Source organism: Petralouisia muris, assembly GCF_004793545.1.
Classification (GTDB): Bacteria; Bacillota; Clostridia; order Lachnospirales; family Lachnospiraceae; genus Petralouisia; species Petralouisia muris.
This window is the reverse complement of the sequence record NZ_SRYA01000027.1, coordinates 24,040-37,698: the sequence shown is the minus strand read 5'-3', so window position 1 is coordinate 37,698 and position 13,659 is coordinate 24,040. Positions and strand designations below refer to the sequence as shown.

Sequence of the window (13,659 nt, the reverse complement as noted above, 5' to 3'; positions counted from 1 at the left end):
AGCACATGGCAGAGGAAAATAAGAACTTTCAATTGGAAATTATCACGCCGGATCGTGTGTTTTATAAAGGGGAAGCCTCCATGGTGGAATTTACATCTGTTGATGGAGAGATGGGCGTCTACAAGCATCATATCCCTCTGACTACCGTACTGGCTCCCGGAATTGTAACCGTTACAGAGTCTGGTGGAAAGAAGCATGCGGCAGTTCATGCAGGATTTGTGCAGATTCTGGGAGAAAAGGTAACGTTTCTTGCGGAGATTGCGGAATGGCCGGATGAGATTGATGTGAACCGTGCTCAGGCGGCCAAAGCCCGTGCAGAAGAGCGGCTGCGCAGCCACAGAGCAGAGATTGACGTGGCACGTGCAGAGATTGCATTGAAGAAGGCCTTGGTGCGGCTTGATGTGAGACAGTAGATAAATGAAGCATTGCAGATATCAGATGGAGCATCTGGTATTTGCAGTGCTTTTTTGAGATAATTTGCAATGCTGCCCCTATAATTTCATCCCATGAGGAAGCTCCACATCCATAATCAATTTATGCATCACATTGCAGTATTCCCTGACACTTTCTGATAACTGGCGGTACTCCTCGCTGTTGTGGCATTCATCCAGCATTTTTATCGGCAGGAAAACAGAGATTTACCATGAGTCGCCAAATTAATTACTAAAAGCGGTCTCAAGTTTTGTGGATTTCTTTTTCACTTTGTGTTATGATTAGAAAAAAGGAGAATTATGAGGAAAGCAGTTCAGGTTTTAGCAATCATTCTATTTTGTTTTTGTTTATTTTGCGGATGCATCGCTGCGGATTATGGAACAGAGTTATATTCTGGAAATTCAGATGTGTCTGTGTTTCGTCCTAATACAGGAACAATCCTGGCGGTATAGGAGACGCAATGGATTTCAGGTTATTTTCTACAGAAATGAAAATATTTTTCAAAAGAGTGCAAGTATTTTCTATTTTGCATCGTATTATAAGTAAAGAGCACACATCAATCATCCACCAATAAGAACATTCAGGAGGCAGATATGAATAAGATGAAGAAAATACTGATTGCGGCATTCGCTTTTGTTGTAGTATGCGGAATTTCCGCACCTGTAATTGCGGCGAATATGCAGAAATCAAGCCCCCGCGTAGAGCAGGAAGTAACTACAAGGAAAGCCGGACTGAGCAATGCAATTATAAATACCAGCACGATAAGCCCGGAGGAAACGTCAGAAGAAGCAGATATGATAGTGGATATTCAGGATACAGAGTTAGCCGATGATGCAGCGGAAGATATAGACGCTCCGGCAGAAGAACAGGCGCCAGTAGAAGAGTCTGCCCCGGCAGACGCAGCAGCAGAGGTTCCCGACACAACGGCAAGCCCCGTTTGCCCATATTATACAGACGCCAATGGAGACGGAGTTTGTGATCATTGTGCCCATGGCGGGGCCTGCGGCAATTATGTAGACGCCAATGGAGACGGAATCTGTGACTATTGCGCTCATGGCGGAGCCTGCGGCAATTATGTAGATGCTGATGGAAATGGAGTCTGCGATTACTGTTCCCATAACGGAAGCGGCCATTGCGGAAGCTATGTAGATTCCAATGGCGATGGAGTCTGCGACAATTATACAGGCGGCAGTGGTAATGGATACGGAGGCGGCCATCACGGAGGCAGTCATCATGGAGGAAGCCACCACTGATAAGAAGTACAAAGGGGATATTGTATGCGCGGCGAGCAGGAGGTTGAACAGGCAATCGAATCCTATTCTGATATGATTCGTAGGATTTGCCTTTTGCATCTTAATAATCATGAAGATACGGAGGATGTGCTTCAGGAGGTGTTTTTGAAGTATGTCCTCCATTCTGCGGTCTTTGAAAGCAAAGAACACGAGAAGGCATGGCTGATCCGCGTTACTCTCAATGCCTGTAAAGATTTGAAAAGAAAATTATTCCGGCATAGTACAGTGCCCCTGGATGTGCTTTCAGAAGAAGCTGCCAGCGTGATGCCGGAGCAGATGGAATTATTAGAAATAGTGCTTTCGCTGCCGGCGAAATATAAAGATGTGATTTATCTTCATTATTATGAAGGATATACTGCCAAAGAAATTGGGACAATGCTGCATAAAAAGGAAAACACAGTGTATTCCCTTTTATCAAGGGGAAGAGAATTGCTGAAACAGAGGCTGGGAGGTGGCAGGAATGTATGATGAGATTCAGAAAGCATTTGATCAGATTCATGCAACAGAACAGATGAAGCAATCTGTTTCTGATTATCTGAAGCAGGAGAATCAAAAAACAACAAAGAATTCTGCTAAATTCCGGTTAGTCACTCTGGCGCCTGTCTTTGCTGTTTTGCTGCTTTGCATTGGAATTGGTAACTGGTATTTTTGGGAAATGCCGGTGTCTTATGTCAGCGTGGATGTGAATCCTTCCATTGAATTGACCCTGAATCGCAGAAACCGTGTCACGGATGCAAAGAGCAGAAACAGGGATGGGGCAAAAGTGTTAGAACATTTACAGCTGAAGGGAAAGGACTATTTAGAAGCGGTGGAGCTTTTGGTGGAAAGTGACGCTATGCAGCCATATCTGACGGCAGATGCAGAATTGACGGTTACAGTTGCTTCTGTAAAGGCGGAAGAGCTTCTCTCAGGTTTGCAGGACAGTGTAGTGGCAACTCATTACCATGGGATGTGCGGAAGCGCAGATATGGAAACAGTTACTGCGGCCCATGATTGTGGAATGTCTTTGGGAAAATATCAAATCTACCAGCTTCTTACACAATATGGCTCAGGGCTGACGGCTGAGAATTGTCAGAATATTTCTATGTGTCAGCTTCAGCAGCTTTTATCACAATATGAAAACGGGCGGTCAGAAACCGTAAGTGAAAATGAATTAGAAAATATGCAGGCGGGCTGCAGCCACGGCAGGCAGCAGCACCACCACCACAGCGGGCATCACGATGAACAGTAATGCCCGTAAAGTTTTTTGGAGCCACAACTATAGATTGTGCCTGAATTTCATTTTCCGGCAGCCCGTATTACGCAGGAGGTAATTATGGAAGAAAAATTAGAACTTTTAAAGAATAAAGTGTTGAAGGGATATCAGATCAATAAGACAGATGCTCTTGCATTGGCAGTAATGCCTTTAAAAGAGCTGACACAGGCGGCAGATGAGATCCGGCGGAAGTTTTGCGGGAATCAGTTTGATCTTTGTACGATCATTAATGGAAAGAGCGGAAAATGCTCGGAAGATTGTAAATATTGTGCACAGTCCTCTTTCTATCCAACGGATGTTGAGAGCTATCCCCTGCTGGGAACGGAAGAATTACTGCAGCAGGCAGAATACAACAGTAAGCGGGGAGTGCCCAGGTATTCCATTGTTACTTCTGGCAGAAAATTGAGCCGTCAGGAAGTGGAGCAGGCTTGCGAAAGCATCCGTCAGATCAGGGAGAAGGTGGATATTTCTGTCTGCGTGTCTTTTGGATTGTTGGATGAGGAAGAATTTGGAAAGGTGAAGGCGGCAGGAGCAGAACGGGTACATAATAATCTCGAAGCCTCGGAAAATTATTTTCCCAATGTCTGCACCACACATACACAACAAGATAAAATTGCTTCCCTGCAGGCGGCCAAAAGAGCAGGCCTGAGTGTCTGCAGCGGCGGAATTATGGGATTGGGAGAAAGTATGGAAGACCGCATTGACCTGGCTTTCAGGCTGCAGGAGCTGGGAGTGAATTCCGTACCAGTAAATATGCTGAATCCGATTCCGGGAACCCCTTATGAGAAAAATCCCAGACTGACAGAAGAGGACATGTGTCGGATTGTGGCTGTTTTTCGTTTTATTTTGCCTGGTTCCTTCATCCGGCTGGCAGGCGGCAGAGGACTGATGGAGGATCAGGGGCGAAGATGTTTTCAGTCCGGAGCCAATGCAGCTATTACCGGCGACATGCTGACCACTGCTGGAATTACGATTCAGAAGGATTTGGAAATGCTGAAGGAACTGGGCTATCGGGTTGCGGATGTTTGTGAATAGCAGGAAGAGATACGGGGGAAGCTAAAAATGCCAGAAATTTGAAATAATATGCTTAGTAGCGCCGGTAGGAGAGAGGTTTTATATTTAGGCGCAGTTTGTTTGTATTTGGGGATAAATTATTCTATAGTACCAAGTGTATGTGGAAGGAGAAGTCATATGGAACAAAGATTATTGATAAAACATGGAACGATTCATGATGCGATCCATGAAGAAGCTTATACAGCAGATATTTTCGTGGAACACGGAAAAATTGCCAGAATTGAGCCAAAGCTGGAGGAAAAGGAGTTTGGCAAAGTGCAGGTGCTGGATGCTTCCGGGCTTGAGGTTTATCCTGGATTTGTGGAAGCCCATTGCCATCTGGGACTGGACGGCTATGCCATCGGATTTGAGGGGGCAGATTATAATGAAATGTCAGAATCTCTGACGCCGGAGCTTTCTGCTGTTGACGGACTGAATCCACAGGATGAAAGTATCCGTCTTGCTATGGAAGGAGGAGTAACCTGCGTAGCGGCAGGTCCGGGAAGCTCTAATGTACTGGGCGGCACTTTTGCAGTGTACAAGACAGTTGGGAAACGCATTGACGACATGGTTATTAAGGAAAAAGCGGCCATGAAATGTGCATTCGGTGAAAATCCAAAGCTCTGCTATAAAGACAAAGAAATATATTCCCGGATGACAGTTGCCTCCAAATTGCGGATCATGCTGCAGCGAACCAAAGAGTATCTTGCCAGAAAGGAAGCGGCAGGAGATGATATCTCAAAGCAGCCTCCCTATGATCCCAAGCTGGAAGCGCTGATTCCGGTCATTCAGAAAAAATTGCCCCTGAAGGCCCATGTGCATCAGGCAAATGATATTTATACTGCCATCCGCATTGCCAGGGAATTTGGGACGGGCCTGGCCCTTGACCATTGTACGGATGGTTCTTTGATCGCAGAGGACTTGGCAAAAGAAGGTTATCCTGTGGCAGTGGGGCCTACCCTGACTCATGCTTCGAAATTTGAACTGAAAAATAAAAGCTTTGAAACCCCGGGAGATTTGGCAAGGGCAGGCTGTCAGGTGTCTATTATTACAGATTCTCCTGTGATTCCCCAGCAGTATCTTGCACTGTGCGCCGGACTTGCAGTGAAATCCGGAATGGATGAATTTGACGCATTAAAGGCGATTACTATTAATGCTGCAAAGCATATTGGAGTGTCTGAACGGGTAGGTTCCCTGGAAATTGGAAAAGACGGAGACTTTGTGATTGCAGAGGGCAATCCCATGATTTCTGATACCAGAATTTGTTATGTGCTGATTGATGGGAGGATTACTTACAGCTTTAAGGAATCGTGAAACAATTGCAGCCGGAACTTGTGGAACTGTCTAAAACGAAGAAAAAGATTGCAGTCATACTCATTTGCTTTAGTATGTCTGCATAAAAGTGCCTGCAGAACGGAAGGAAAGGGCTGCCGTAAGGCAACCCTTTTTGGGGGAGTAAATTTATGAAATGTTTCATGGGGTGCCACATCTTGGGCGGTGGCACCAATATATGTAAAATAACTTTTCATAAAAGTTAAATTGTTGTTGGTCGAAGTCAATAACGGTGCGCGCTTGTTTGTGCTATCAACTTCATTTGATATAATGAGTATAGGACATAAATGTGTGCAAATTGTGGACAATTTCTAAAAGAAAGATAAAGAATTCAAAAGAAATTATGAAGAAAAAGTAAAAAAAATATCAGGTGAAAAAAACGCAGTTCAGGCATCATCATTTATGAAATGTTTTTGATATTTTATTGCAAAAAAGTGCCGGCAATGTTATAATGTACCTTAAATATAATTTAAGGAGGAGCGGGTCTCATGGATAAATCGAAAGTATATTTTACAACCTTTAAAACTTCATATACGGAAAATATTCCAGATAAGTTAAAACGTCTGATATTTACAGCAGGAATCAGGAACATAGATTTTACAGATAAGTATGCGGCAATTAAGATACATTTCGGGGAGCTTGGAAATCTGGCCTTTCTGCGTCCCAACTATGCCAAGGTAGTAGCGGATATCGTGAAAGAGTTAGGAGGGAAGGCGTTTTTGACAGACTGCAATACCCTGTATGTGGGAAGCAGGAAAAACGCCCTGGATCATCTGGACACTGCATATGAGAATGGATTTACGCCATTTTCCACAGGCTGTCATGTAATAATCGGAGACGGGCTGAAGGGAATGGACGAGGAGCTTGTTCCTGTGGACGGTGAATATGTGAAGGAAGCCAAAATCGGCCGTGCGGTTATGGATGCGGATATCTTTATTTCTTTGAATCATTTTAAAGGCCATGAAATGGCAGGTTTCGGCGGAGCCTTGAAAAATATCGGCATGGGCTGCGGTTCCCGTGCAGGGAAAATGGAGATGCACAGCGAAGGGAAGCCGTATGTGAGTCAGGAGAAATGCGTAGGCTGCGGCATGTGCACCAGAGTTTGTGCCCATACAGGAATTACTGTGACAGACAAGAAAGCTTCTATTAATCATGACAATTGTGTGGGCTGCGGACGCTGTATTGGCATTTGCCCCAGAGATGCGGTGGAGCCAAGCTTTGGGGATTCCAGTGACATATTGAATTATAAAATGGCAGAATACAGCAAGGCGGTGATTCAGGATCGGCCCCACTTCCATATCTCACTTGTCTGTGATGTGTCCCCAAATTGTGACTGCCATGCGGAAAATGATATTCCGATTATCCCCGATGTGGGAATGTTTGCCTCTTTTGATCCTGTGGCCTTAGATGTTGCCTGTGCAGACGCCTGTAACCGTCAGCCGGTGATTGCAGGAAGCGTATTGCAGGAAAATAAAGAACATGACCATGATGAAAGCCATGATCATTTCCATATTACCCATCCAGATACCAACTGGAAATCCTGCGTGGAGCATGCTGAGAAAATAGGCATTGGCAGCAGGGAATATGAATTGATTGAAATTTAAGGAAATAGTATTTATGAAAATAATGAAGAGAGCATGGAAACTGCTGCTGCTTTTCCTGATGGGGATGATTGTTTCGGAAAGCACTGCATATGCCAAAGAATCCAAAGAAGTGAAAGTGGCGTTTACACATGATCTCCATTCTCATCTGGAGCCTTTTTATCTGGAAGAGGATGGGAAAGAACAGCAGGTGGGCGGCTTTGCCAGGATTATGACATATCTGAATGAGCAGCGGCAGTCGGAGGAAAATTTTCTGTACTTAGACGGCGGAGATTTTTCTATGGGAACGCTGTATCAGACAGTATATACTACACAGGCCGCAGAACTTCGGATGCTGGGATATCTTGGAGCAGACGCCGCTACCTTTGGAAATCATGAATTTGATTACCGAAGCAAAGGTCTGGCAGATATGCTTCAGGCAGCCAAGGACAGCGGGGATGAGATTCCCCCTCTGGTGGTCTGCAACATAGACTGGGAAGCAACGTTAAAAAGCGAAAAGGCAGAAGAGGGAGCCATACTGCAGGAAGCTTTTGAAATGTATGGCGTGAAACCTTATATCATAGTGGAAAAAGGCGGCGTAAAAATTGCAATTATCGGCGTTTTTGGAAAAGATTCCCTGGAATGCGCGCCTACCTGCGCATTGACTTTTCGGGATCCGGTGGAAGCCGTGAAAGATACAGTGGAGGAGATTCAGAAGCAGGAAAATGCGGACGTGATCATATGTGTGTCCCACAGCGGAACCTGGGAGGATGAGAAGAAATCAGAGGATGAATTGCTGGCAAAGGGCGTGCCGGAGCTGGATTTGATTGTAAGCGGCCATACCCACAGTATTTTGGAAGAGCCTATCATCCACGGCAATACAGTGATTGTGTCAACCGGAGAATACGGTGCCCGGGTGGGAACATTGTCGATGACTCAGAAGGAAGACGGACGCTGGAGCCTTACAGATTATAAGTTAACCTTGATGGATGAAGCTTATCCGGAAGAGAAAGAGGCGGCAGAAAAAATTAAAGAGTTGGGCGCGACCATTGATTCCGATTATCTTTCCCGGTTTGGGTTTACCAAGGATCAGGTGCTTGCTCGCAATCCCTGGGAATTTACCGGGATCAATGGACTGGGGGAGAAGTTGCAGGAGGAGCCCTTGGGGAATCTGCTGGCAGATTCTTACCGTTATGTAGTTAACAACAGCGATACCGGAGATGCGAATCCTGCCATGGTAGCGGTGGTTCCAAGCGGATGTATCCGAGATACCTTCCATAAGGATAAAGACATTACGGTTTCGGATGCTTTTCAGACCCTTTCTCTGGGAAGCGGGCCGGACGGCATACCGGGATATCCGCTGGTAAGCGCATATTTTACCGGAAAAGAGTTAAAAACCATGGCAGAGGTGGATGCGTCTATTTCACCGATGATGACAACGGCCCAGCTATATGTCAGCGGGCTTACGTATACGATAAATCCCAGCCGGATGATTCTGAATAAAGTTACAGATGTAAAATTTCAGGATATGGACGGAAATGTGCAGGAATTGGAGGATGATAAGCTTTACCGGCTGATTGCCGATCTTTACAGCGGACAGATGCTGGGCGCTGTGACAGAACAATCCTACGGCATTCTCTCTATTGTGCCAAAGGATGCCCAAGGAAATGAGATTCCTATAGAACAATTGGAAGAACACATCATCTATGTAGATGGGCAGGAATTAAAAGCGTGGGAATGCGTGGCAAGATATCTGGATTCTTTCGAGAAAGAAACAGAAGCCAAGGAGCCGGAAATTCCGGAATACTACAGCACCACTCATGACCGGAAAGTAGTAGAAAATGACAGCAGTTTAGGGGCTGTCTTAAAGAACCCCAACGGCATTGCGCTGGCTGTTTTTGCAGCAGCTGCAGGGTTTGTGATCATTATCATACTGGTGATTGCGCTGATTGTGCGTTGGAGAAAAAAGAAGAAAAGGTGCGCAGGAAGAAAGCTCTGACTGTAAACCAGGAAAAATAAGCGAACCAGACCACAAGGATATCCTGAAGGGAACGGTGCAGCCAGCATAAGAAAGAGTTTATAAGGATTTTCTGGGGCTGTCGGAAAATGAAATTCAGGCATAAGATATGGTTTTGGTTTTTAAGAATTCATATCATATCTTGTGTATAAATTTCATTTTCCGGCAGCCCCTTTTTTCATTCTATTATGGAGGAACTTATGGAGCAGACCAGGCAATTAATTGATAAGCTGGAGGCTGAATCACGGCTGGCCAGGGAAGAATGGATTGCGCTGCTGGAGGGCCGAAGCCCTGACGCAGCGGAATATCTTTTTGAAAAAGCAAGAAAATGGCAGCATAAATATTACGGGAATAAAGTATATACCAGAGGATTAATAGAATTTACCAATTACTGCAAAAATGACTGCAAATACTGCGGTATTCGCAGAAGCAACAGGAACGCCCAGCGTTACCGGTTAACCAGAGAAGAGATTATGGAATGCTGCCGGACGGGATATGAACTGGGATTTCGGACCTTTGTTCTGCAGGGCGGCGAGGACGGAGCATTTTCCCAGAAGGAACTGGAAGAGCTTGTTGGAGGGATCAAAAAAGCCTATCCAGACTGCGCCATTACCCTGTCGGTGGGAGAGCGTTCCCACGAGAGTTATCTCGGTTTATTTCAGGCGGGGGCAGACCGTTACCTGCTTCGCCATGAAACGGCAGATGAGGAACATTACCGGAAGCTGCATCCGCCGGAACTGTCTTTGGAGCATCGGAAAAAATGTCTGTATGATCTGAAAAAAATCGGCTATCAGACAGGTACGGGATTTATGGTGGGAAGCCCAGGGCAGACCTCGGCCCAATTGGCAGAGGATATGATGTTTATCCGTGAACTGGAGCCCCATATGGCAGGCATCGGGCCTTTTGTGCCTCATCACGATACCCCCTTTGCCGGGGAATCTGCCGGGACGCTGGAATTGACGCTTTTTTTGATTGGACTTTTGAGGGTAATGATGCCGAAGCTGCTGCTGCCTGCCACGACCGCATTGGGAACCATCGATCCGAAAGGGCGGGAGAAGGGAATTCTGGCGGGAGCCAATGTGGTAATGCCCAACCTGTCCCCTACTTCTGTGCGAAAAAAATATGAATTGTATGATAACAAAATCTGTACCGGGGATGAGGCGGCGGAATGCCGGGCTTGCCTGAACCGGAGAATGGAACAGATTGGATATAAACTGGTCGTTGACCGGGGCGATTATAAGGAGGAATCATAATGTATAATGTAATGTCACCCAAAGCAGAAGAATTTATCAGCCATGAGGAGATTCTTGAATCTCTGTCCTATGCAGAGGAAAATAAAAATAACAGAGAACTGCTGGAGCAGATCCTGGAAAAAGCAAAGCTTCGGAAAGGCCTTTCCCATCGGGAAGCGGCGGTGTTATTAGATTGTGAGCTTGAAGACATCAATCAGGAAATCTATGCCCTTGCCCGGCAGATCAAGCAGGATTTTTATGGAAACCGCATTGTAATGTTTGCACCCCTGTATTTGTCCAATTACTGTATCAACGGCTGCGAATACTGTCCCTATCATCTGAAGAACAAGCATATTGCCAGAAAAAAACTGACGCAGGAAGAAATCGTGAAGGAGGTTGTGGCTCTACAGGATATGGGACATAAACGGCTTGCCCTGGAGGCGGGAGAAGATCCTGTCAATAATCCCATTGAATATATTCTGGAATGCATTCATACCATTTACAGCATTAAACATAAGAATGGGGCAATCCGTCGGGTGAATGTAAATATTGCCGCCACTACCGTGGAAAATTATCTAAAATTAAAAGAGGCGGGAATCGGCACCTACATTCTGTTCCAGGAAACCTACCATAAGGAATCTTATGAAAAACTGCATCCCACAGGGCCGAAGCATGATTATGTTTACCATACAGAAGCAATGGATCGAGCTATGGAAGGCGGGATTGATGATGTGGGACTGGGAGTGCTGTTCGGGCTGAACAATTACCGTTATGATTTTACCGGAATTCTGATGCATGCGGAACATTTGGAGGCATACAAAGGGGTAGGTCCTCATACCATCAGCGTTCCCAGGCTGCGCCGGGCAGATGACATCGATCCGGATGTGTTTGACAATGGAATTTCAGATGAGATTTTTGAAAAAATAGTGGCTTGTATCCGGATTGCCGTTCCTTACACGGGTATGATTGTTTCCACGCGGGAGAGCAAGGCCTGCCGGGAAAAGGTTTTGCGCCTTGGAATTTCCCAAATCAGCGGGGCGTCCAGAACCAGTGTGGGGGGCTATGTGGAGCCGGAACCGGAGGAGGAGAACTCCGCGCAGTTTGACGTCAGCGATAATCGTACTTTGGATGAAGTGGTCAGATGGCTGATGGAAATGGATTATGTGCCGAGCTTCTGTACTGCATGTTATCGGGAAGGGAGAACTGGGGATCGGTTTATGACATTGTTAAAGAGCGGCCAGATTGTAAACTGCTGTCATCCCAACGCTCTGATGACCTTAAAAGAATATTTAGAGGACTATGCTTCCAAGGAAACCAGGGAAATTGGTGATAAGCTGATTGAAAAGGAGCTGGATGTTATCACGAATCCTAAAGTAAAAGAGAAGGTGGTTGATTATCTGGCGAATATTCATAAAGGAGAGCGGGATTTCCGGTTTTAGCAGTTGAATAAAAAAGTGTCTGTCGGAAAATGATGGGATTTCCGACAGACTTTTCTATGAAATTTCCGATATGGCTGCTTGACTTTATCATAAGCGTGGGTCATCAGGCATCATCTCCTCATTTGTTTGAATCATAGGAATATCATCTCCTTTTTTTCAATATACTTTTAAAAGAGTGGTTTGTCAACAAGTATAAGGATGTTGTTACAGATATTGGTAACATGGATTTTTTCTTGCAACTGTAAAGCAATTCTGGTAAAATTGACAAAGGTATGTCCTCAGAATTTTCGAAGAATACAGGGTTTTATACTCAGGAGCACACTGATTTGGCTCAAGGGTATAAGTTTCAGATACATTTCAGCAGAACAGGGGATGAAATATGAGCGTACAGGATAAAATAGAACGCATTTTAAAAAGTATACACCTGCTGTTTTCCAAAAGTGAACCTTATGAGGGAAGCGGCACGAAAATTATTGTAGAAAAACAGATTGTTTTTGAATTATTAGAGCAGCTGAACCTTGCTGTTTATGAAGCGATGGATCAATATGAGCTTACCACAAGGAAACATGAGATAGCGGAACGGCGCTGTGAGAAGCGGGGAGAGGAAATCCTTCAGAAGGCAAGCAGGCATGCGGACGATATTTATGCAGCTTCTATTATGTATACGGATGACGCCATCAACCGGATTTGTTATATTATGGATGATGCGAATCAGGCAGTTCAGAGTATTTTCCGCAAAATGAATACGGATATAGAAGAACAGCGGGAACGGGTCAGACGTAATCAGCTGGAATTGACAGGTCAGCTTCGGGATTTTGCAGATACAGACAAATATGTCAAGCTGATTGAGGAAGTGAACCGGCAGCGGGAAAAAGAACGGCAGATGGAGGTGGAAGGCCGGAAGGAAAAACGAATTCAAAACGAGGGTAAATCTTATTCTGCAGTGAAACCGGAAATTAAGATCAATCAGGCTTACTTTGAACGCACTGGTAAAACCTATGAGGCAGATCAGCAGGGCTCCGGGAACCAGTCAGACGCCACAGAAAGCCTGGCCCATATCACAGGAAAAGAATTTGCGGAAAATCTGCGCCGCAGGGCGAAGAGAAACCGAGGAAACGGCATAAAAATTGAGGATATGTCCCTGGACACGGAGAAAAAAGAAACTACTATGGCTGAGAGGGAAAAGGGACTGGATGATATTCTGGCAAAAGCCGGTGCAGGACTGGCGGCTATGGTGGAATCTGAGATTAAGGAAATGGAAAATGCTGCAAGAACAGGCGGTTCCGCCATTTCCTCCCGATCAGAATTATCAATGGAAACAGCAGAAATTCCCAAGCTGCCGCCGGAAATCCATGTGGATCTGGATGCTGAATATTTTAAATGGAAAGAAGGGGAAGAAAATCCGGTGCCTGAGAAGAAGGAGAGGCGGTTTCCTTTTGGTAGAAAATAAGGGAATAAAATTGAAAATGGCATAAAAAAGGGCTGTCGGAAAAAGACGGATTCCCACAATATATGCTGTGATTGTTCCAATATCACAATGCAATATTGTGCATGAATTCCAATTTTTCGACAGCCCCTTTTAAAAAATTTTTCAGTAGAATCTGAAAAAATCTATCTGAATTCATACTCCATATATTATGACAATTAAAACTGGAAAATTATGACACTTTTATGGAGTTTCTGAGTTTTATTTGATACAAATTGGTTTAGAAGAATCTCAAAGTAATTACATATGAAGGAATTCGGACGGATTATGAGGCAGGAATTATTTATGAACCGGAATATGAACTTACGCTGACGAATCTGGAAGTAAAGCTGATGTTCCAGCGTATGGTGCGGGAGTGGTTCGGAGGAAGAAGCCGGCTTGCCGGAAACTGTGAAAGCAGCCCTTGACCAGATTGAAGAGAAACAATATGATACGGTTCTGGTTGGAAAGAATATACCGAAGGAACATATCCGTAAATACGGGTTTGCCTTTGCAGGAAAGAAAGTCCTGATAGGGGACTAAATACCGCTTAAAAATAAAG

13 protein-coding genes are annotated in these 13,659 nt (G+C 45.0%); 12 read left to right on the top strand and 1 reads right to left on the bottom strand.

Annotated features, from left to right (window positions below; genetic code table 11):
- Positions 1–5: 5 nt before the first annotated feature.
- On the top strand, positions 6–413 hold the full coding sequence (locus tag E5329_RS14170; RefSeq protein ID WP_135990169.1) for a F0F1 ATP synthase subunit epsilon: 408 nt from the start codon (positions 6–8) through the stop codon (positions 411–413).
- A gap of 78 nt (positions 414–491) precedes the next feature.
- On the opposite strand, the gene E5329_RS30720 is transcribed toward E5329_RS14170, so the two are convergent.
- On the bottom strand, positions 492–614 hold the full coding sequence (locus tag E5329_RS30720) for a hypothetical protein (protein WP_275443280.1): 123 nt from the start codon (positions 612–614) through the stop codon (positions 492–494).
- Between the two features lie 411 nt (positions 615–1,025).
- Here E5329_RS30720 and E5329_RS14165 point away from each other — a divergent pair, with 411 nt between their 5' ends.
- The 11 genes from E5329_RS14165 (at position 1,026) to E5329_RS29790 (ending at position 13,640) form a co-directional block, all read left to right on the top strand.
- The gene (locus E5329_RS14165; RefSeq protein WP_135990168.1) at positions 1,026–1,685 is read left to right on the top strand and encodes a hypothetical protein; all 660 of its coding nucleotides are present in this window, start codon (positions 1,026–1,028) and stop codon (positions 1,683–1,685) included.
- Between the two features lie 24 nt (positions 1,686–1,709).
- Complete coding sequence (locus E5329_RS14160) at positions 1,710–2,192, top strand: RNA polymerase sigma factor (protein ID WP_135990167.1); 483 nt, start codon at positions 1,710–1,712, stop codon at positions 2,190–2,192.
- Positions 2,185–2,955, top strand: a complete 771-nt coding sequence (locus E5329_RS14155; protein WP_135990166.1) for an anti-sigma-I factor RsgI family protein — start codon at positions 2,185–2,187, stop codon at positions 2,953–2,955. Before E5329_RS14160 ends, E5329_RS14155 begins: the two co-directional genes overlap by 8 nt.
- Before the next feature lie 84 nt (positions 2,956–3,039).
- Complete coding sequence (gene bioB, locus E5329_RS14150) at positions 3,040–4,014, top strand: biotin synthase BioB (protein WP_135990165.1); 975 nt, start codon at positions 3,040–3,042, stop codon at positions 4,012–4,014.
- 156 nt (positions 4,015–4,170) lie between these two features.
- Entirely contained in the window at positions 4,171–5,346 is a 1,176-nt protein-coding gene (locus tag E5329_RS14145) for an amidohydrolase (protein WP_135990164.1), read from the top strand.
- Between the two features lie 506 nt (positions 5,347–5,852).
- Positions 5,853–6,968, top strand: coding sequence for a DUF362 domain-containing protein (locus tag E5329_RS14140; RefSeq protein ID WP_135990163.1), 1,116 nt, complete (start codon positions 5,853–5,855; stop codon positions 6,966–6,968).
- Positions 6,969–6,981: 13 nt separating this feature from the next.
- The gene (locus tag E5329_RS14135) at positions 6,982–8,943 is read left to right on the top strand and encodes a bifunctional metallophosphatase/5'-nucleotidase (RefSeq protein ID WP_135990162.1); all 1,962 of its coding nucleotides are present in this window, start codon (positions 6,982–6,984) and stop codon (positions 8,941–8,943) included.
- A gap of 206 nt (positions 8,944–9,149) precedes the next feature.
- Positions 9,150–10,214, top strand: a complete 1,065-nt coding sequence (gene hydE / locus E5329_RS14130; RefSeq protein WP_135990161.1) for a [FeFe] hydrogenase H-cluster radical SAM maturase HydE — start codon at positions 9,150–9,152, stop codon at positions 10,212–10,214.
- Positions 10,214–11,632, top strand: a complete 1,419-nt coding sequence (gene hydG, locus E5329_RS14125; protein ID WP_135990160.1) for a [FeFe] hydrogenase H-cluster radical SAM maturase HydG — start codon at positions 10,214–10,216, stop codon at positions 11,630–11,632. Before hydE ends, hydG begins: the two co-directional genes overlap by 1 nt.
- A gap of 379 nt (positions 11,633–12,011) precedes the next feature.
- The gene (locus E5329_RS14120; protein ID WP_135990159.1) at positions 12,012–13,082 is read left to right on the top strand and encodes a hypothetical protein; all 1,071 of its coding nucleotides are present in this window, start codon (positions 12,012–12,014) and stop codon (positions 13,080–13,082) included.
- Positions 13,083–13,496: 414 nt separating this feature from the next.
- Positions 13,497–13,640: a hypothetical protein gene (locus tag E5329_RS29790; protein WP_168356635.1), complete on the top strand. Its 144-nt coding sequence runs from the start codon at positions 13,497–13,499 to the stop codon at positions 13,638–13,640.
- Positions 13,641–13,659: the final 19 nt, after the last annotated feature.